Consider the following 19,688-nt stretch of genomic DNA (forward strand, 5'->3'; position numbering starts at 1 on the left):
AACACATCCAGACGCCGCTCGATGAAGTGCTGAAAGACGCGGACGTCTTGGATCATGTGTTCAACTATAAAATGCTGATCCGGCGGGAAATCCCCCGCCTGCATGCGCTGGAGCAGGAGCTGGGTCTGACCTTTCCGTTCTGGGATCAGTTGCAGGAAAAGTACGAAAACGCATAAAAACAGTCCGCCTTGCCGCGGGCTTTTTTTGTCCGCTTCCGGCATTGATTTCACCTTTTCTGGCTTATTTGTTCATTTTCCGACATTTTATATCCTCATTGCTCCCTAAGTTGTTCTGCCGCCCGACAGAACGGGCAAGAGAAAAGATTGCTTTTTTCTAAGCCAGCGCTTACACTGGACTTAAGGAATGAAGAAGAGGAGATTTTACAATGCGAAAAGTTTTTTTATTTCTGTCCCTCCTGCTGAGCACAGCACTGCTGATCAGCGGCTGCCAGACTCAGACAAACACCCCTTCTGACGAAGAAAACGAACAGGTTTTCGTCTTCAGCTTAGCCGGTGATCCAGCGACCTATCATCCGGATTTAAAGACGGACGATTTCGCCTATATCATCAATCAGAATGTTTTTAACCGCCTGGTCAAGCTGGGACCCAACGATAACGTCCTGCCGGATCTGGCGGAAAGCTGGGAGTTTTCCAACAACGACAAAACGCTGACCTTCCATCTGCATGATGGCGTGAAATGGCATGACGGCGAACCGTTTACCTCCGCCGACGTCAAGTGGACCTATGATACGCTGATGGCTGAAAAATGGGCGAAAAGCGATAACTTCACGACCGTGGAATCCATCGAATGTCCGGATGACAACACCGTTGTCATGAATTTGAAGGATACCGACGTCAGCATCATCACCAAGCTATCCTGGTATGGCACCTTCATCATGCCGAAGCATCTCTATGAAGGGACAGACCAGACCCGCAACGAATACAATCAACATCCGGTCGGCACCGGTCCGTTCAAGTTTGTCGAACATAAAAAAGGCGTCAGCATCACGCTGGAACGCAATGACGAATACTGGGGCGATACGCCGATCCTTGACAAAATCATCTTCTCGATCATCCCGGATGAAATGACGGCGTACCAGGCGTTTCTGCAGGATGAGGTTGATTATTTAGGCACCGGCGTGCCGTCGACGAACACCAATGATTTCGACGACAATCCGGATTATGAGGTTTATCTGCAGCTGTCGATGAACCGGCTGTATCTGGCGTTTAATTTTGAAGACGAGCATTTCAGCAAGCCGGAAGTTCGCAAGGCGGTGGCCATGGGCGTGGATCGTCAGATGATCTACGACCGCGTCGCCAACGGCGTAGGCGGCGTAGCGGAAACCTTCATTTCACCGATGGCTGAGGATTTCGCCGACGATCGCTACACCATGCCGGAACACAACGTTGAGCAGGCCCGCAAGCTGCTGGAACAGGCCGGTTATACGGCGAATGCGGATGGTTACTATTTCTCAATGGAATTCTCTGTTTTTGAAAATGGCAACTACAAGGAGATCGCGGAAATCATCCAGCAGAATCTGAAAGAGATCGGCATCGATATGCGGATCAATATGATGGACTATGCGATCTGGACCGAAAAGGTCAAACAAAACAAGGAATATCAGATGACCATGTCCGCCGGTTACCAGGGACCGGACGTTTCTGGTATCGCCGGGCGTGTTTCCACTCACGGCTCCAACAACTTCATGAACTTCTCCAATGCCCGTTTGGACGAATGTCTGGAGGAAGCACTGAAGACTTCCGATCACGAAACACGAAAAGCGTACTACAGCGAAGTTCAGAAAATTATGAGCGAAGAAATGCCGATGGCAATCCTGCTCGACAACGGCGTAAAAACGCCGATCAAGAAATACTTATCCGGCGTTCCGTTACAGGTTCCGGATAAAGCAGCTTCCGGTGAATTCACATATACGCAGATCAACAAATAACTTTTAAAAGCTTGATTTCTGAAGTATAAGATTTCACCGTCTTGTAAAAAGTCCGTCCGCAAAGGATCAAACAGACAGATAAATTAATCATTGCTGGCCCCGGCGCTCGATTCAAAGCGACTGGATTGCGGACAGCTGAAGACATCGCGAAATCCTTGTACTGATTTATAGAAAATGGAAGACACAAACTCTTCCATTTTTTTTTATATATTTTACTGAAATACGCCGTGCACATGTTCATGTGAACAATCTGACTTTTAATCGCTTTTGTAACGTAAGCAAGATCCGGCAAACAACTTCAAAAATACTTGTCTTTTCTTCCCAGAATTTCATTTTAACGCTCAAGTTCTTCAGATCTCAGTTCATATGGGTCAGGGGAAAACCTGTTTTTTTACTCCTCGCTGGAAGTTAAAATCTGATTGGCCTGATTGATTAAATCCAACAGATCTTTTTCATAAATCCTGTATTCCTCGACGGAATCGATGAGAAACAACCGGACTGCTTCCAAGAGTTCCTCGGAATAATCGCCGGTATTGACGCTTAAATCCCAATGACAAGTCTGCTCAACCGCATTAAAACTGCCTCTGAGAAGTTTTTGTGATTCACTGATCCTGAGATCAAAAAAGAATCGATCCTGATCTGACAGGGGTTGTTGCTTAATCATCGGAATTTTACCATAAAAAGAATACGAATCCTCTTTTTGGATATCAACCTTCACTGCTTCGCCAGTCATTAGGTTGCCTGAACGGATAGCATTCAACTTCCAGTTAATCCTTATAGAGGACCCCTCTTGTTTCCAAACTGTCTCTGATTTTAAGTCCTCCTCATCAATTTTAAATTGAAAATCGCCCTGACGTCCCTGAAGATCATGCGCCCTCCCCCAATTCCCACTGAATCGACACTGGATTTTTTGTGGAAAACCCATCGGTCTTAGCGAATAAGACCTCCAAAGCTGCTTGCTTAGCCGCGGATATCGTAAATTGAAATTCTTCGAGAGACGGTCTTGAATCCAAATCGTAATCAAGCTTTAAGGGATGAGCTATGACCTGTTTCGCATTAAGGCAGGGCAGGTTGGGATTTTCATAAGAAAACCAGAGCGCCGATGTTTCGGCAGACAGGCTGCCGATCGATTCGCCGACAGCGACTTCTGCTCCAACCCAAACCTCACAATGATCCAACAATCCATAATAACTGGAAGCACCGTCGGCATGATCGATCACAATGTGATAAAGTCCGCGCACGTCCTTCTCAATTTGCCTCACCCTTCCTGCCGCGACGGAAGTCACATCCGTCCAGCTATGGTTTGCATCCATCACGACAATCCCCGTCTTTTTCCCGTTATCAAAGGTTCCGAGGTATTGGGGAGAACGCAGCGGACTGACGGCACAAATCCCCGGCGGCAGCGGCGCTTCCTTATTCAGGCAGTAAACCGTTTGATCCGTGAGTATTAAACAGCCGGTATCCGGAAAATTCCCGTTCAGATCCCTGACCATCAACTCCACCGCGTGCTTGTGGTAATTATCAGGATAAAAATACTTTGAATAAATCGTTTCTTCGTGTTTGGGATCATAGATCAGAAACCGCGATTCTTGATCGCTCATTACCCACAACAAACCTTGGTCATCAAAGAAATAAATCAGTTCTTCCCGATCGGAAAAGTAAGAATGTCGACGAATCCGCTCCGGCGGCAGACTTTTGACTAAGGTTTTGTATTGATCAATATAATGAGCGCCGTTTTCCCAAACCTGATAGGCACGCTCCGCAGCATTCAGATACAGTGCTTCATCCCAATCGGCTTCGGTCATGCCATGATGATATAAAATCTTATGCCGTGAATGATCATAAAGCAGCCGCAGATGATCGCCTTCAAAATAACAAGTTAATAACAGCTGATCGCCGTTCACCGCATAGGTCGCACGCTGAAGCTCAGGCATATCCGCAAAGTAAAGAGTATGGATATAGCTCCTGCGATAAAAATCCGCTTCCTTTTCGGCAAGCGTCCGGTTGTCCTTCGGACTGAACGCTGCGATCAAGCAAAGCAGCGCCGCTGGCAGCAAGCCTAAAATCACTTTTTTCCAGTTCTGTTTTTTTCGGTCTTTCACTCCGAGTCCAAGACCGACAACGGCACAGACAAGACAGACAATCAATCCAGGCGTCCAGAATTCCATTCTTCCTCACCCCACCTTTCCTGATTATTCATAAAACAAACAGGTTTTGATCAGGAATTCAATCTGATCTTTTATCTTAAGTCTACATTTGTAGTTCTGAAATGTCAAGCGTTTCCCGTGGACCAAAAAAAAGATCACCGCTTGATCCTTGACCCGTAGTGATCTTTTTTCCTAGCTGCGTTTTTCTCTGTCGTTATCAGAAGTTCTTTCTGATTCTTCCAAGAAGGTTGAAAAGTTCCTGGCTGTGAGCTCTGCCAGAATCCGATGAAGATGCTTTTCGACCGCCTCCGCCGCATTCTGCGCCAGCGCTTTTTCCAGCGAGGTTTCACGATAGGTGATCCAGGTAAACCAGAAGGCCGAATTCAGTGAATAAAGCAGTTCCGCCGCAATGCGCTCCTTTTCCGTCAGCGGCCTGACCTTGCCATAAGCGCGGACATAGCTTTGAAAGCAAGCTTCAGCCGACGCTTGATCTTCCGCTTCATATTCGCGGCAGATCAACAATCCCTCCAGAATCATATCGGAAACCAAGACCGCTTCCCCAGCAATATTATAATCAAATATAATTAAATCTCCCTCTGCCGTACACCCCAGATTGCCAAGGGATAAATCGCCCTGACACGCAGCGTGAGGCAGTGAATCCCACACGAAATCCAGCGCCGCTTCCGCGCGGATTCTCTCCCGGATGATCTGCCGGACAAGGTTAGTCCAGCGATCCAGCCTTCCCTGCTGAATCCATTGTGAAAACAGCGGCAGAGCATTGACTTCATTCCGTCCCATCGGTTCAAAGATTGTCGAATAGGTCAGATGCAGCTCCATCGCCAGCGCTGTTTTGTGCATCTGCGCTGTCAGTGCACCAATTTTCGCAGCGAGAGCCAGACTGATTTTTTTCAAAGCCGGGCCGGCGTCTTCCTCCAGCGTAATGCAGTAGCCCTCATCCTCAAGGCAATATCCGGATCTTGTTCTTAGATAGCGGATTGTCCGCACGCCGCCTTGACGAAGCGCTTCGCAGAAGCCGCAGCGAGCTTCAATCTGATCCGGAGTCACCTGCGCTTCCTGCGTGATTTTCATAATTCGGGTCTTTCCTTCTGCCCAGCTCAGCCGCAGGATGCGTTTTTGCTTCCAGGCTGCCGGATCGCATTCATCGATCGCCAATAAAATCTCCTGCCGCAGCGGTTGCGCTTGGATCGCAAAAGCAGAAAGCCAGCGGGCTCTCCGTTCTTGGATCGCCTGATCCAGCGCTTCATCAGCCCAGCGCATAAACTGCCTTCCAATTCTTCCTTGGATGCCGCCCTTCATCCGCAATTTCATAAAATGGAATCGCCAGCGACCGGGCTAACTCGCGGTCTCCGGCTGAATCCCCGATTAAAATTGACTGTTTCAAATCGATCTCCGGATATTTTTCCAGTGCCTGTTCAATCATCCCCGGTTTCGGCTTGCAGCAGCGGCAGCCGGCATCGCGGCGGTGCGGGCAGAAGAAAATATCCTGCAGATGAATCCCCTGCTGCGCTAATCGCCAAACTAAGCGGTCGGTGAAATTCTGATAATCGGCGTATGTGATGATTCCTTCGTCAATCAGATATTGGTTGGTGATCATGATCAAAGCATATCCCTGATCCTGTAAAAAGCGCAGCCCTTCCATTGCCCCGTCGATCAGCTCCGGCTCCGTTTTGCCTTTCCATTCCACATCCGGGTAGTCCCGGTTGATCGTCCCGTCACGATCTAAAAACGCTGTTTTCATTCCTTCATTTCCCTTAATTTCACGCTTCTCTCCTCTTTGCACGAGGATCGCAATCCGCTTTGATTGTTCTCAGGCTCACCTTGAATACTGCTTCCTAACTGGCTTGAATTATAACGCAGCGTTAAAATCAATCCGCTTTCCAATCAATCGCGACGCAATGCCATGTTTCCTTCTCAAACATTAAGCCCTGGTAGGCTTCCATGATCTGATCCGGTTTGATCACATGGCTGATCAGCTTCTCCGCGTCAAAAACACCGTTTAAAATCAACCGCTGAACCGTCTCAAAATCCCGCAGCACATTCCGCCGCAAACCATCAGTTACCGGGAAAGGATTCAGCTCATTGAACGCTCCCTTGACATTCAGCATTTTCATGTGGATCGCATTGAGCACCGGCGTGATATCACAGGTATAGGAAGCCCGCGGCGAACCTAACAGAATCACCTGTCCATGCTTCGCCGAACCGAGAACGGCATTGACGATCGCCCCGGAAATTCCGCTCGCGTCCACGCTGATATCGCTGCCTCGTCCCTGCGTCAGCTGCCTGATCTGTTCGACCTGTTCCTGCGGGGAACAGCTGAACACTTCCTCTAATCCCAAGGCGCGGGCTTCCTCACATCGGGAAGCCACCGGATCCAACGCTAAAACACGAAGTCCCGCCTGCTTCAGAAGCAGTGCGGTCAAAATACCGATCGTTCCCAATCCGTACACCGCAGCGGTATCGGTCAACTTTCCCTCGCACGCCGTGATCACATTCATCGCAATCAATCCCAGTGGAATGATACAAGCCTGTTTGTCGCTCAGCCGATCGTCGATCTTCATAATTTTGTCACCTTGCGTCGTTCCAACATGGGAAAAGCGGTTGATCGAAGCATGCGGACCGGAATAGAAAACCCGGTCGCCAACATTCAGCGACGTCAGGCCCTGCCCCTTCGCCAAAACGGTTCCGATCGCCGAATATCCCGGATACACCGGATAACTGAACCCCTGTTTGATCGCATAGACCCGCGACAACTCTGTTCCCGCGCTGATTAAGGACATTGACGTTTCAATAACGGCTTCATTGGTTTTAAGTTCGGCAGCGTCAAACTGGAAATCCTCACATTGGCATTCAGCCTGAGCCTTGCCCGTCAGGACGATTGATTTTCTCTGCATTAAAACTCCCTCCATTCTTTCTCTTTCTGGAATTATTATACCATAACGCTCTGCCGATCTCGCAGCGAATGTCCGTTGACTTTCATCTCCCTGCTTCTTATAATGAAATTAACGAAAGGGAAAAGGAAAAACCATCATGAGAATTCGATAGTCCACTGAAAACCAAATCATTCGGCACCGGCTGTTTTCGCCATGCCTGAGCGGACCATCGAATTCTTTTTTCATGCGCTTCCAGTTCCAGTTTTACGGGGCATCCCCACTTTAATTTCAGATCATTCTCATAAATTTGATTCCTATTTTTCGTTTTGCCTGAACCCACGCTTTATTGTTTGGGGCCGTGCGATTCATTTTTATCGATTTCATTCTGATATTAGGAGAATTCCCGTGTGGACAGAAGTCTGAATCGCGCTTCTGATCCATGGATCATGAGCTACAAGCCAAAGCTTACATGATTCGCGGTGTATCGGACGGCGCTTCCTTTCATTTCTGCATTTTTCATCAGGCTGCTTTTTAAAATTCATTGGGATCCGATTTCATCGTTACAGGCGATTCTTGGAAAGAGAAAAAATCGAATCAGGGGAAAGTTTTTTCAACGATGTCCGCTCCTTTGAAAATAAGGAGGAAATCTTATGTTGCTTTGTTCAGTCGCTCATCTCGTCCAGCGTTTTCGCGGCGAAATTCTATTCCAACTCGATCAGTTTGAGATTCATACCGGCGATAAAATTGGGTTGATCGGGGCAAATGGCTGCGGAAAAACAACGTTGCTCAAGCTCTTGGCCCGGGAATGCGAACCCGATCAGGGCGTGATCATCAATCCTGTACCGATCCGTTTCTTTCATCAGCAGCCGCTGTCTGAGGAAATCACGCCTTCCCTGTCCCGGATGAGTCAGGGCCAGCAAACCGCGGCCCGGCTGCAAGCTTTTTTTACACGTCCCGCCGCTCTGGCGTTTCTGGATGAGCCGACTACCCATCTGGATTTACCCAGCCGGCAGGCGTTCGAAGCTCAGCTGGCAACGCTGGATAGTTTCATTCTGGTCAGTCATGATCAACAGCTGCTGAGCCAGTTCTGTACGCGGATCGTAGAAATCCGCGATCATCAGATTCTCGTTTGGGAGATGACGTTCGACCATTGGTTACTGGAAAAGGAAAACCAGCGCCGCCGGCAACAGCGGGAATATGAAAAAAGAACGAAGAAGAAAGCTCAGCTGCTGCGCGCCGCAGAACAAAAAGAACGCCAGGCCGCAAAGTTAAATCGAAAGCCCAAACGGATGAACAGCCGGGAATTCCGCCTGCGGCGATTCATTGCGACGAGGAAATCCTTCGATGGCAAACAGAAAGCGATGCGAAAAACCGTCGCGCATCTGCAGGCTCGTATCGCTTCGCTGCCGCCTGCGGAAAAACCCAAGGTCCTGCCGGTGATGAAGCTTGACCTTCTGATCAATCCGCCGCCGCAGGCGAAGGTGCTCGTAGAAGCCGAAATGTTTTCCTGCGGTTACCCCGGCCGGCCGCTGCTTCATCAGGCTTCGTTCCGAATCTTGAATTTCACCCGGACCGCCATCATCGGTCCCAACGGCTGCGGAAAATCTACGCTTGCCCGGTTGATCGCTGACCGCGCGGAAGGACTGCGCTTTGCGCCCGGCGTGCGCCCCGGACTGCTTGATCAACAGCTGGATTTATTAAATCCTGACGAAACGATCCTGCAGAACGCGCTGCGGCTCAGTGCTCAGAAAGAAGAAGTGATCCGCACCGTTTTAAGCCGGATGTTATTTCCGCAGGATACTTTAAACAAAAAAGCGGCCGTTCTCAGCAGCGGCGAGCGGGTCCGGCTGGCCCTGGTCTGCCTGTTTTGTTCGGCATGCAACATGTTAATTCTGGACGAACCGACACATTATCTCGATCTGCCCTCGGTTCAGGCACTGACTCAGCTGCTTCAGACAGCGGGACAATGTGTGATTCTTATTTCGCATGATCCGGCTCTCATTCGTCAAACCTGCACACAGCTGCTGCGCTTTGAAAATCAAAAGCTGATCTCCCTGGCGGTGGAGGATTGGTCAACAACCCGAACTTCGAAGCCGCCTTTGGAAAAAACAATCCTGCAGATGCGGCTGATTTCTCTGGAAGAAGCGCTGCGCCAACAACCGGAGAATCCAGCATTGCAGGATCAGCGGGACGCCTTGATTGTTCAGCTGCGGCAATTTATCTGATTAAAGCGCATGAAGTCCATAAAAAGCACGGAAATCGCGGTGACCCGGAGGCCATCTTGAAATCCGTGCTTTTCTTGGTTATCCATCGTTTCTGATTGAATCTGAAGCAAATTGACTCCTTCGCGTTAAATTGGATTATACATTCGTAAATGCAACTTTTAATGATCCCGGAATAGTTATCTGTCGTTTTCGATCCATCTTCGCGACCCGCGCAAGCTCCGCTATTTTAATAACCCTTGATCGACAAGGAACTGCCGTGCGACATCGTCGAGGTTCTTTTCTTCAATGTCAACCTGATAGCTTAAATCAGTCATCGATTCGTTCGTAAAGATATTATCCAACAAGTGCAGTGTTGCTTCCAGATCCGGCGCAATCGCTTTTACACGTTCAAACAAGTCTTCCTGCACAATGATGACGCCGTTATATTCCGGGAAGAAATGCTGATCATCTTCCAGAATCTGCAGCTGAACTTTTTTATTCCGGCCATCAGTGGCATACGCGACGGTAACATCCGCATTGCCGCTTTCCATTGTGGAATATTTGAGGCTCAGATCTACCGGCCGCGTGTTTTTAAACGTCAGGCCGTAAAAAGTAGTAAACGGATCAAATTTCATCGTGCCTTCATCGTCAAAAAATTCATGTTCTGCGCTGAAGACCAATTCTGGAGCGACGGCAACCAGATCGGTAATTGTTTTTAGATTGTACTTGGATTGAATTTCTTTCGGAACTGCGACGGCATAGGTATTGTCCAGCCCCAGCTTATTCACCATGACAAGTTTATCCTGTTCCTGAAATAGTCCATTCGTATAATCAAACAAGGTGGAACCGGCCGGCACTTCCGACGGATCCCGGTGCAGGAATGTCGTCAGCACCGTGCCGTCATAGCTCATATACACGTCATAGACCCGTTTTTTCATTTCATTGTAAGCGTTAACCGCGGTCATCTCCTCACCGATACTGACGGTCAGATCCGTACGGTCCTCCACCAGCATTTTGATCATCCGATGCACCAGCTTCTGTTCCGTAACGCGGCCGTCGACAATCTTGATCACATTTTCTTTTTTGGAACTGCAGCCCGGGATCAGCAGCAGACAGAGCGTCAGCAATAAGGCTAGTCCTTTTTTCATCATCTTCCCTTCCTTTCTTATCGGGTTCTTGCATAAAGCCGTTTCTCAATGAAGCCCATCAGCGTGTCGAAGAAGACTGCCATGATCATCAGGGAAACGGTTCCGAACAAAATCAGTTTCATATTCATATTGGCCATGCCGCGGTAGATCACTGTCCCTAGACCGCCGCCGCCGACAAAGGTTCCGAAAACTGCCGCGCTGATCTGATTGATCACCGCGATGCGGATCCCGGTAAAGATGACCGGGAAGGCGATCGGCAATTCCACATGAATCAGCTGATACAGCTTGCCCATCCCCATCCCTTTGGCCGCTTCCTTCACCGCCGGATCGATGCCGGACAATCCGGTATATGTGTTGCGAACGACCGGAAGCAGGGAATAGAGGAACAACCCGACAACGACCGTCAGCTTATTGCCGCCTAAGAAAATCATAATAATGCCTAACAGTGCCAACGACGGAATCGTCTGTAGCACATCCGTGATTTTAAAGATCACGACTTTGAAGGTCTTGTTAAAATAGGCCAGAATTCCGCAAGGCAGGCCAAACACCAAGGTCAGGCAGATGGCCGCCACAACGACGCTGAGATGATCCACAATGACATTTATACTCATCCGCGCTTCCCTCCTAACCCTCGCGGCGTCAGCCGTTTTTGAATCCAATCCACCAGCGCGCCCAGACTCAGCGCCAGGATCGCCGCCGGAATGGCGCCTGTCAGAATCAGCATGTTGTTATTGGTTCCCACGCCCCGGTAGATAAAATCACCCAGGCCGCCCAAACCGATCATCGCAGCCAGCACCGCCCAGCTGACAGTATAAATCGTCGAAAGCCGAAGTCCGACAAAAATATTCGGCATTGCCAGCGGCAATTCAATCTTGATCAAAATCTGCAGCGGCGACATCCCGCAGCCGCGGGCGGCTTCTTTCACTTTTTCATCGACGTTCAGCAGACCGACATAGGTGTTCTTCAGAATCGGAAAGACCGCGTAAATTGTCAGCGCGATCAAGACCGTCGCCGGTACCATCCCTACATAAAGGAACAAAATACCGACGAAGACAATTCCCGGGATCGTCTGGAATACGGACAGGACTGGCAGAATATAACCTGAAATCTTAGGAACCCGGCTCAGCAGGACGCCGAGAATCACGGCAATCACAAAGCCGAGCGCAACCGGAATCAAAACGTAATAGAGGTGTGTGATTATGGCTTGAATGAGATCCGCGCCATACCGGTTCGCCCATTCCATCATCCCTGATCACCCCAAACTACGCTCGCCAGCGCTTTTGACATGCTCGTCTTGGTGATGATGCCTTTCACTACATTTTCATTATCGACGACCAGAACATATGGCAAATTGGTTTTTGTCAGCCAGTCAAAGGCCTTGTGGGCTTCATCCTGCAGATGAACTGTCGGATAGTCCGTACGCATAACCTTGCCGACAGATTCGCCGGCGACGCCTTCGCTTTTCAGCATGTCAATCGTGACGACGCCTTTGAAGTGATGGGATTCGTCGGTAATGACAAGAGAATCAACTTCGCGGTGGCTCATCATTTCAATACATTCCAATGTCTTGCGGTTTTCGGTTGTCGTGTAGACGCGCTTTTTCATCAGGCTTTCACAGGTCATATCTTCTCCCTGGCTGCGGTAAGCCGCGCTGTGTTTGCCCATGAAATTCCGGACGATTTCATTGGCCGGGTGCCGCAGCATTTCTTCAGGAGCGGCATCCTGCTGGATCACGCCTTTATCCATGAAAATGATCCGGTCGCCCATTTTAATCGCTTCATCCATATCGTGAGTAACAAAGATAATTGTGATGCCCAAACTTTTCTGCAGCGCTTTAACTTCATCCTGCAGCGTATCGCGGGTGATCGGATCCAAGGCGCCAAACGGTTCATCCATCAGGATTACCGGCGGTTTTGCCGCAAGAGCCCGAAGTACGCCGATTCGCTGCTGCTGACCCCCGCTGAGCTCATTGGGATATTTCTTGGCATTTTCTTCATAGGGCATGTGCACCAGCTCAAGCAATTCGTGGGTCCGCTGGCTCATCTCCTCTTTTGACCATTTCAGCAGTTTAGGAACAACGCAAATATTTTCTTCTACGGTCATGTTGGGAAACAAACCGATTTGTTGAATGACATATCCGATATTCCGCCGCAGCTTTTCGCCGTTCAGTTCATGTATGCTTTTTCCATTGATCAGAATATCCCCAGAATCTGCTTCGATTAATCGGTTGATCATTTTCAGAGTTGTTGTCTTTCCGCAGCCTGAAGGTCCGATTAAAACGACGAATTCTCCATCGTTAACCGTCAAATTCAAGTTATTGATTACAGGTACGCCATTATATTGTTTTACGATATTCTTTATCTCAATCATCTTTATCCCTCCTCATTTCTTTCTCAACTTATGTGACAACTTTATTTTATCATAAGGTTGTCACTTTATCAATTCCTCTTGAAATCCCTTTCATTTAATTTTCACTTTTATTTCAAGAAAAGAAAGAAAAAAATCGTCCGTTATTGAACGATTTGAGAACTAATGATTTCCGCTGAAGAACTGTTCGACCCGGATAATACAGTCTTCCTGGCCAATAAAATAAATGATATCCCCCACATGTAATCGAGCATAAGGCCCTGGAGAAAGAGCCAGTTCTTCCTGATGCCGGATCGCGATGACTGTCGCCAACGTGTTATGCCAGAAATTAATTTCAGAGAGATTTTTCCCGATATGATTCATGGTTTCGGTCAATTCAATTTGATAGGGAATGAAAGGATTCAACGCTTTGAAACGTGTTACTGTATCCAGCAAGCTTTCTAATTGGTTTTTAATTTCATTATTTCTTTGATTTTGTTCGTTAAGCGCTTCGATTAAACCTTCCTTCATCGCGGATATCGTATATTCTTCATCAAATTGACGGACATACATTACGGCGTTCTCCGGCGATTGAATCACCACGCCTACGCCTTGTATTGATTCCACAATTTTCATATCGCAAAGAACGCAAATAGCGCGGCGCGCTGTTTCACTGGAAACGTGGTATTGTGAAGCCAGGGAGGAACGGGCAAAAATTTTATCTCCTATTTTATATTCGCCGCCGGCAATTTTAGCAGCGATATCCGCTGCGATTTGTTGATAGCGCGGGGCATTCTTGGCTTGCATCGGGATCACTCCTTTTTCTTTAGTATACCACAGTTTACTAATTATCAGAGTCTATTTCCAAGGAATTCCTAAATGGATCGGAGATGTCTGTGTTTATTCAGTCTTAAAATGCCATCCGGGGGTTCGCATCATATCTTTAATATTCAATAGATTCTACCTCATAGATATTTGTTTCATACTTCCTGTATACTTCGAGATTTGATCAACATTACATTTATAAATGGTATCACTTATTTAGTTATGTTCCCTACAGTGAGTGCTGACAATTTGACTTGAATAGATCTAACAGTAGCACCCTGTATTCTGAAATTTCTATCTACGTATCGTACGCAAACGATGCGACTATGAAAAGAAACCTGTCTCGACACCAAAAGTGGATTTCAATCCACGCATCGTACGCAAACAATGCGACAAAGAGATAAAAAGATCGCGAGATGAAGGAGAAATTTCAATCCACGCATCGTACGCAAACGATGCGACATCTTGGCAAACGATATTATTATGCGGCGAGAAAATTTCAATCCACGCATCGTACGCAAACGATGCGACATATTTACCATCAGTAGCGGTCACCGGAGTATTAATTTCAATCCACGCATCGTACGCAAACGATGCGACTCAACTTGTTTTCTTAACCCAAAGTTTTCGCGTTATTTCAATCCACGCATCGTACGCAAACGATGCGACGGATTTATACGTTCAAAAAATTGTATTCCGAGGGCATTTCAATCCACGCATCGTACGCAAACGATGCGACCTCATACCAGAAGAATGTAATATTTTACGGCGCCATTTCAATCCACGCATCGTACGCAAACGATGCGACGAGCCAGGACTAAGCGGGCTGATTGCTAGCTTAAATTTCAATCCACGCATCGTACGCAAACGATGCGACGTTTGATGGGTTGGGTGTCGGGACGGATGGGGGCATTTCAATCCACGCATCGTACGCAAACGATGCGACTCACCTTACCACCCTGTGGCCGTTTAAGCTCAGCATTTCAATCCACGCATCGTACGCAAACGATGCGACCCACCTGTAATATCAGAGCATTGATCACCATCTTTATTTCAATCCACGCATCGTACGCAAACGATGCGACTTTTGTGTGGCCAGGATGGCCGCCTGGAGCTCAATTTCAATCCACGCATCGTACGCAAACGATGCGACGGATATTGAGTTTCATACTTCCGCCGGCAAGTACCTATTTCAATCCACGCATCGTACGCAAACGATGCGACTATTGAGCTTTTGGCTGAATCTCTTGACAGTGATATTTCAATCCACGCATCGTACGCAAACGATGCGACCGCAAATAAGAAACAAAATATAGGATATAGTTTCTTATTTAAGAACTAAATTAACTCAATTAATCTAACTTGTGATATTTCATTAAACTTAGCCTGATTTTAAGTGCGAACACTCCAGGCATTTCATGTTTACTTCAGGTTCGCACTAAACTATTATTCAAATGATAAGTGGATCATTGACATCAAAGCTTGGCTTTGCCCCTATGTGAATTACTTTATTTTTATATTTATTACCGAGAATATAAAATCTCAAACTATCAACATTTTTATCAATCAAGCCCTCCAACAAATGCTGTACTTCAATTAATTTTGCATTATCCAAAGAACATTCAAAAACTGAGTTTTGGACTCGCTGACCATAATTAATACACTGTTTAGCAACTTTCCGCAGACGCGTCCGCCCCGCTTTCGTCTCCGTATTCACATCATAAGTAATTAAAACCAACATAAACTGCCTCTACTTCCACATAAATGGCGGATAAGCATCTAAATCTCCCCTTAAGTAACGCGATAACAATTGAGCTTGCAGATAAGGAGCTAATCCCCAATTCATTTTTTCTGACAAATAGGGATGTGTTAATTCTTCATTTTTCTTAAGCTGCCAGGCTTGGATTACTTTTTTTCTTCCATCATCATTTAAATAAACAGCGCCATTCTCATAATCAAAGAAATCACAGCTATCTATCTCTTTACGATTAATTAATGACAAAACAAAACGATCTGCTAGACAAGGACGGAATTCTTCCATCAAATCCAAAGCCAACGACATTCGACCGGGACGATCAACATGAAAGAAACCAATATAACAATCTAACCCCACACTTTCCAACGCCGAGGCACAGTCATGAGACAACAATGTATAAACAAAAGAAAGCAGGGCATTCACCTTATTTAAAGGAGGCCGCCGGGTTCTTGTAGTAAAAACAAAGTCTTCTTTCTGACGCAAAATCAAATCATCAAAACTGCTAAAATACAATTTCGCTGCCGTACCTTCAAGACCACGCAGTTCGTCATGACTCTGCACCTTCTCAATCGAATTGAGTATTTCACTCAATTTTTTGAAAATGACTCGCATTTTCTCAATATCAATTCGCAGCGGATAATCCCGAATAGCACGTTCAAGAATCCATTTACTGTTATAAACTTTGGCTAAAATCATATTCTTCGCGATCAATAGACTTTGCTGATTATTCTCTGAAACAAGTATTTGCTTTTTTCTAAGTAAAACATTACCTTGATATTCTCCAACGACACGGCCTAAAAAATAGCCTGCAGGCGAAAGAAAACTGAGCGTTATATTCTGTGACATACATTTTCCCATTAATGCCGGACTGATTCCCTGGTAATTAAACATAACAATGCTGCTTAAATTATGTAATGGAATTCGTTTTATCACTTTTTGCTGATTCAAAATAACAACATTTTCACCATCTAAAGAAAGATAAACATCCGGTAGCGTTATATATAACGTATTTCCAATTTTTCTCATACTTCTTCCTCATGCAGTTTTCTTGTTATATAAGCTTTCGCAGATTCCACAGTCAATCCTGGCAAACAAATTTCTTTCAAAGAACAAGATTGACATTTTTTACTTTTCCTTACTTTTGGCGTTAATCCTTTGGATAAATACTGATGCATCATATTGTAATCTGTTTTTACCTGATCGCGTAATTCCTGAGATAAACTGACCTCTTCCCTTCTTCTCGTTTCATCATAATATAAATAACCAATATTAACCTCGCAAACCAACATTTCTTCAAGACACATAGCTTGAGCGCAGAGCTGCAGCCGATCAGCGTCAATTGTTTTACTATGTCCCTTTTTGTATTCCACAGGAATAGGTTTATACTTTCCATCAAAGTGAATGAGTGGAACCCCATCTTCATCCTGATGGAATTCCACCACATCACAATACCCATTTATTCCCAATATCTTTGAATAAACAGGCAAATTCCGAGTGATAATTACTTTTCCTCTTTTTTCAAGCTGTGTTTCATCATGTGCTTTTTCATGAACAATTTGACCTAAAATAGTAAGTGAATTGTCCTCCCAAAGCTGTTCGACATGAATCAAAGCCCATTGCCGAGGGCAAAAGTTGAAATGCTGGATGCCAGCTAAATTTAAATATTGATCTTCGTTATAATTCACTGATAATTTCCGGAGTCAGTCCTTCAAGGTCATGAACAATAATTTCATAATCTTCAATTTTATTGCCAATTTCCACATTCTCTTTTCTTCGTACTTCTAAACTACGATGAACCTTTGCTGAAGAATACTGCCCTGATGGACAATTATGTTTCCACCAGATTACTTCCAGAACTTCCATGCTGCCGTCAGGACGTGCCGAAGAACAATCATTTTCAAACAACGTAATCAGGCATTGTTTAATTTGCTCAGCATCCTTCTCACTAAGTCCAGTTTTCTCCGCCAGCTGACAATTAATACTTCCATAAGTCACATAAATTCCAAAGTCTACCGTATTCTTTGTTCCCATCGTATCCGAAGATTTTTTATCACCGGTAACACTATTCACACTCTTAGTAATCTGCATCTCATTTACAAATATCGGATCAACGCTGATCGCTGGATGAATTGAAACTGGACCTCTTACACCGATTGAAACTCCTTCACCTTTAGCTCCACCTGTGTTTTTAAAAGCGAAAACCTGGCCAAAAGCTCTCACATCAAACCACACTTTACAAGCTGCAGCAGCTGCTTTCTCTTTATCTTTTTCATTTTTAAACGCCGCGCAAGCATCCGCCCGATCCTTCAAGCTTCGATAGGAATCTAAGTTCTTATCATCACTTTGAACAAAAACATTTTCACCAAGATCCATCAACCGATTTCTGATTTTTCGTTTCAAGCAAACATCACTGATTTCTCCACGACCATCCATCGTCGTCCGCGGACGATTACCATTTAGTGGATCTCCGTTCGGATTGGCATTCTTTACTGAAAAAACAACCGCAAAATCAATCTTGTTCGTTAAACTCATACACTTAATCCTCCTTTTCAGCCTTAGCTTGATCTTTTTTATAGCCGTACTTTAAATCATGAAGTTGAGCATGAAAACCTAAAACAAATTTACCTGATAAAGGTGCGTCTTCAAATTGTTTTGGGTCAATCTGAGAAAGAATATCACTCAAAAGATATTCATAATAATCTGTTTTTAATCTTAATAAATAGGGCTGAAGTTTACTTTGCAAACTAATCAATGTGGATTGTGGATAACGTGAAAATTGGCCCATATACCGCATAGCATTCGTTTCACGTTTCTTTTCATTCTCTGGTTTTGCTTTGTCTTCAATAAAATTCATTACTGCCAAAGCGCGGCCACAAAGATAACTGATATCTTTGCATTCCAAATCTGTTCTCACAGGCATTTCCTCCTCTTTTCCATTTATTCTGGCTTCATCAATGTAATATTTCCGGATCACCGCGCAGCAGACTTCTAAAATCTGATTGTATTCATCTGCGCTTTTCCCATAGGGATTTAAAGCTTTAACGACCGCTTTCTGCATGAAATCCCGCGGTAATGGCTGACCTTCCTGAATACATTTAACCAGTCTTTTTGCTGAAGATGCAAGTAATTTAGGATTGACTGATTCACCATATAATGTCTTAATGATTTTATTCATATCCGGAGATCCTATGGTTTGATATGAAATCGTCTTTCCTGTTTCTGCATGTTTGTAAAATAGGGTTTTATACCAACTTATTGTCTTATGCCAAAACAGAACATTTCTAAATAGCTGAGAACTGCTGGTTTGTTGATAATAAATGATCGAAAGTCGTCCCGGTGTTGCAGCTTCTAAGCCCAGGGTCATAACTTCTTCATTCGCAATTAAGGGTTTTGACAGATATCCTTTCATAGCTTGATTTAAAGCTTTAGAAAATTTTTCATAAGTATCAAACTGAAACTCCGGCAGATTTTCATCAAGATCAAATAAGTCAGCACTTTCATTAAACTCGATCAGACTTGTAATATTACTCCCCCAGCTGACAAACACTGCTTCTCCAAAAGTGCGGCCTTGTTTATTAATTAACCATTTTAGTGCATTAATTGCCTTCTGGGAAGATTCGTACCCCATACTCATCGATTCTTCTGGATTTACAAACCGACCGCGATATGTAAAACCTTGAGAATCATTGGATGAAATCAATTTACTCATATCCGCTGAATTTCTAACTTTTGATGGAATTCTCATAGTTACAGGCATCTGTTGACCTGTGATTAAGTCTAAATCAATTCTTTCTTTATTCCTCAATTGATCTTGATAAAAATGAGTAAAGGATTCCACTAAATTGGGATCTTTCCACAATTGAACGCCATCGACAACAAATCTGACAAAAGCATCGGCTTGAGTTCCCGTAACCATTTGAAAAATCGCTGGTTTGTTTTCTAAACCTTTCCATTTTTCAATTAGTTTTCCTTGTTCGTCAAGGACTAGTATTTTTTCTTCAACTAAATCCTGAATCAAAGTCCCCGCTTCTAAGTATTCAAATAATTCCCGCACTAATGGATACGCATAAGAGGATTTACACCAAGCTTCCAAAAATAAGCGATACTGAGAATAACTTCCGCCTTCTTCTGAATATTGATCAAAATCCTTCGCAATATATTTAAGTTTATCAAATAACGGATGAGGCGCCGGATTTTTACCAGCCCGGCTGGAAGATTCGATAGTACAGGGGATTCGTGTCATGGATTCAGATTTAGGCAAAACCCTCGCATATTCAAAACAGCCTTGATCAATCCATACTTCTAACTGAGCTGCTTGCTCTATGTACCCGATCGGTAAGAGTCCTTTTGTTTCTGCCTTTATTTCTTCGAGATTTTGATCATAAACCAAACACAAGTTTTGTATCCATCCCATATCACTTGT

The 19,688-nt window shown here is 45.3% G+C and carries 17 protein-coding genes and 1 CRISPR repeat array; of the genes, 2 read left to right on the forward strand and 15 right to left on the reverse strand.

All coding sequences use genetic code 11. The annotated features are described in order from the left end of the window. Positions 1–385: 385 nt before the first annotated feature. Positions 386–1,948, forward strand: coding sequence for an ABC transporter substrate-binding protein (locus HOLDEFILI_RS18605; protein ID WP_006060967.1), 1,563 nt, complete (start codon positions 386–388; stop codon positions 1,946–1,948). A 391-nt stretch (positions 1,949–2,339) separates the two neighbouring features. Here HOLDEFILI_RS18605 and HOLDEFILI_RS16255 read toward each other — a convergent pair whose 3' ends face one another. The 5 genes from HOLDEFILI_RS16255 to HOLDEFILI_RS16275 all read right to left on the reverse strand — a co-directional run bounded on the left by HOLDEFILI_RS16255 (position 2,340) and on the right by HOLDEFILI_RS16275 (position 7,007). Further along, positions 2,340–2,708 carry a hypothetical protein gene (locus HOLDEFILI_RS16255; RefSeq protein ID WP_156788971.1) on the reverse strand — a complete coding sequence of 123 codons (369 nt, stop codon included), beginning with the start codon at positions 2,706–2,708 and terminating at the stop codon, positions 2,340–2,342. 106 nt (positions 2,709–2,814) lie between these two features. Continuing rightward, positions 2,815–4,116 (reverse strand): M23 family metallopeptidase, encoded by a 1,302-nt coding sequence (locus tag HOLDEFILI_RS16260; RefSeq protein WP_006060970.1) that lies wholly within the window; start codon positions 4,114–4,116, stop codon positions 2,815–2,817. Between the two features lie 171 nt (positions 4,117–4,287). Then, positions 4,288–5,373 (reverse strand): aminoglycoside phosphotransferase/kinase family protein, encoded by a 1,086-nt coding sequence (locus tag HOLDEFILI_RS16265; protein ID WP_006060971.1) that lies wholly within the window; start codon positions 5,371–5,373, stop codon positions 4,288–4,290. Next, on the reverse strand, positions 5,360–5,896 hold the full coding sequence (locus HOLDEFILI_RS16270; protein WP_006060972.1) for a D-glycero-alpha-D-manno-heptose-1,7-bisphosphate 7-phosphatase: 537 nt from the start codon (positions 5,894–5,896) through the stop codon (positions 5,360–5,362). The genes HOLDEFILI_RS16265 and HOLDEFILI_RS16270 overlap by 14 nt, the downstream gene beginning before the upstream one ends. Positions 5,897–5,981: 85 nt before the next feature. Next, positions 5,982–7,007: a zinc-dependent alcohol dehydrogenase gene (locus HOLDEFILI_RS16275; protein WP_039865332.1), complete on the reverse strand. Its 1,026-nt coding sequence runs from the start codon at positions 7,005–7,007 to the stop codon at positions 5,982–5,984. 629 nt (positions 7,008–7,636) lie between these two features. Here HOLDEFILI_RS16275 and HOLDEFILI_RS16280 point away from each other — a divergent pair. Next, on the forward strand, positions 7,637–9,211 hold the full coding sequence (locus HOLDEFILI_RS16280) for an ATP-binding cassette domain-containing protein (protein WP_006060975.1): 1,575 nt from the start codon (positions 7,637–7,639) through the stop codon (positions 9,209–9,211). A gap of 221 nt (positions 9,212–9,432) precedes the next feature. On the opposite strand, the gene HOLDEFILI_RS16285 is transcribed toward HOLDEFILI_RS16280, so the two are convergent. From HOLDEFILI_RS16285 to cas8c, 10 genes are all read right to left on the reverse strand, one after another. Beyond that, entirely contained in the window at positions 9,433–10,338 is a 906-nt protein-coding gene (locus tag HOLDEFILI_RS16285; RefSeq protein ID WP_167317158.1) for a glycine betaine ABC transporter substrate-binding protein, read from the reverse strand. Positions 10,339–10,355: 17 nt separating this feature from the next. Further along, positions 10,356–10,949: an ABC transporter permease gene (locus HOLDEFILI_RS16290; RefSeq protein WP_006060978.1), complete on the reverse strand. Its 594-nt coding sequence runs from the start codon at positions 10,947–10,949 to the stop codon at positions 10,356–10,358. Beyond that, positions 10,946–11,584 carry an ABC transporter permease gene (locus HOLDEFILI_RS16295; RefSeq protein ID WP_006060979.1) on the reverse strand — a complete coding sequence of 213 codons (639 nt, stop codon included), beginning with the start codon at positions 11,582–11,584 and terminating at the stop codon, positions 10,946–10,948. The genes HOLDEFILI_RS16290 and HOLDEFILI_RS16295 overlap by 4 nt, the downstream gene beginning before the upstream one ends. Next, positions 11,581–12,708 (reverse strand): ABC transporter ATP-binding protein, encoded by a 1,128-nt coding sequence (locus HOLDEFILI_RS16300; protein WP_006060980.1) that lies wholly within the window; start codon positions 12,706–12,708, stop codon positions 11,581–11,583. The genes HOLDEFILI_RS16295 and HOLDEFILI_RS16300 overlap by 4 nt, the downstream gene beginning before the upstream one ends. 159 nt (positions 12,709–12,867) lie before the next feature. Then, entirely contained in the window at positions 12,868–13,491 is a 624-nt protein-coding gene (locus HOLDEFILI_RS16305; protein WP_006060981.1) for a GntR family transcriptional regulator, read from the reverse strand. Between the two features lie 308 nt (positions 13,492–13,799). Continuing rightward, positions 13,800–14,802: a CRISPR direct-repeat array (repeat unit 35 nt; unit sequence ATTTCAATCCACGCATCGTACGCAAACGATGCGAC). 157 nt (positions 14,803–14,959) lie between these two features. Then, positions 14,960–15,250 carry a CRISPR-associated endonuclease Cas2 gene (gene cas2 / locus HOLDEFILI_RS16310; RefSeq protein ID WP_006060982.1) on the reverse strand — a complete coding sequence of 97 codons (291 nt, stop codon included), beginning with the start codon at positions 15,248–15,250 and terminating at the stop codon, positions 14,960–14,962. A gap of 9 nt (positions 15,251–15,259) precedes the next feature. Next, entirely contained in the window at positions 15,260–16,291 is a 1,032-nt protein-coding gene (gene cas1c, locus HOLDEFILI_RS16315) for a type I-C CRISPR-associated endonuclease Cas1c (RefSeq protein WP_006060983.1), read from the reverse strand. Then, positions 16,288–16,950, reverse strand: coding sequence for a CRISPR-associated protein Cas4 (gene cas4 / locus HOLDEFILI_RS16320; protein ID WP_006060984.1), 663 nt, complete (start codon positions 16,948–16,950; stop codon positions 16,288–16,290). The genes cas1c and cas4 overlap by 4 nt, the downstream gene beginning before the upstream one ends. Further along, positions 16,940–17,797: a type I-C CRISPR-associated protein Cas7/Csd2 gene (cas7c, locus tag HOLDEFILI_RS16325; protein ID WP_006060985.1), complete on the reverse strand. Its 858-nt coding sequence runs from the start codon at positions 17,795–17,797 to the stop codon at positions 16,940–16,942. The genes cas4 and cas7c overlap by 11 nt, the downstream gene beginning before the upstream one ends. A 4-nt stretch (positions 17,798–17,801) precedes the next feature. Then, positions 17,802–19,688, reverse strand: a 1,887-nt coding sequence (gene cas8c / locus HOLDEFILI_RS16330) for a type I-C CRISPR-associated protein Cas8c/Csd1 (RefSeq protein WP_006060986.1), incomplete at its 5' end; no start/stop codon positions are given.

Source organism: Holdemania filiformis DSM 12042, from assembly GCF_000157995.1.
Classification (GTDB): Bacteria; Bacillota_I; Bacilli_A; order Erysipelotrichales; family Erysipelotrichaceae; genus Holdemania; species Holdemania filiformis.

Bases quoted from the DNA above. Each gene is read 5' to 3' on its own strand.
- HOLDEFILI_RS18605 (WP_006060967.1), top strand. From the start codon at position 386: ATGCGAAAAGTTTTTTTATTTCTGTCCCTCCTGCTGAGCACAGCACTG.
- HOLDEFILI_RS16260 (WP_006060970.1), bottom strand. From the start codon at position 4,116: ATGGAATTCTGGACGCCTGGATTGATTGTCTGTCTTGTCTGTGCCGTT.
- HOLDEFILI_RS16265 (WP_006060971.1), bottom strand. From the start codon at position 5,373: ATGCGCTGGGCTGATGAAGCGCTGGATCAGGCGATCCAAGAACGGAGA.
- HOLDEFILI_RS16275 (WP_039865332.1), bottom strand. From the start codon at position 7,007: ATGCAGAGAAAATCAATCGTCCTGACGGGCAAGGCTCAGGCTGAATGC.
- HOLDEFILI_RS16280 (WP_006060975.1), top strand. From the start codon at position 7,637: ATGTTGCTTTGTTCAGTCGCTCATCTCGTCCAGCGTTTTCGCGGCGAA.
- HOLDEFILI_RS16285 (WP_167317158.1), bottom strand. From the start codon at position 10,338: ATGAAAAAAGGACTAGCCTTATTGCTGACGCTCTGTCTGCTGCTGATC.
- HOLDEFILI_RS16290 (WP_006060978.1), bottom strand. From the start codon at position 10,949: ATGAGTATAAATGTCATTGTGGATCATCTCAGCGTCGTTGTGGCGGCC.
- HOLDEFILI_RS16295 (WP_006060979.1), bottom strand. From the start codon at position 11,584: ATGATGGAATGGGCGAACCGGTATGGCGCGGATCTCATTCAAGCCATA.
- HOLDEFILI_RS16300 (WP_006060980.1), bottom strand. From the start codon at position 12,708: ATGATTGAGATAAAGAATATCGTAAAACAATATAATGGCGTACCTGTA.
- HOLDEFILI_RS16305 (WP_006060981.1), bottom strand. From the start codon at position 13,491: ATGCAAGCCAAGAATGCCCCGCGCTATCAACAAATCGCAGCGGATATC.
- cas2 (WP_006060982.1), bottom strand. From the start codon at position 15,250: ATGTTGGTTTTAATTACTTATGATGTGAATACGGAGACGAAAGCGGGG.
- cas1c (WP_006060983.1), bottom strand. From the start codon at position 16,291: ATGAGAAAAATTGGAAATACGTTATATATAACGCTACCGGATGTTTAT.
- cas7c (WP_006060985.1), bottom strand. From the start codon at position 17,797: ATGAGTTTAACGAACAAGATTGATTTTGCGGTTGTTTTTTCAGTAAAG.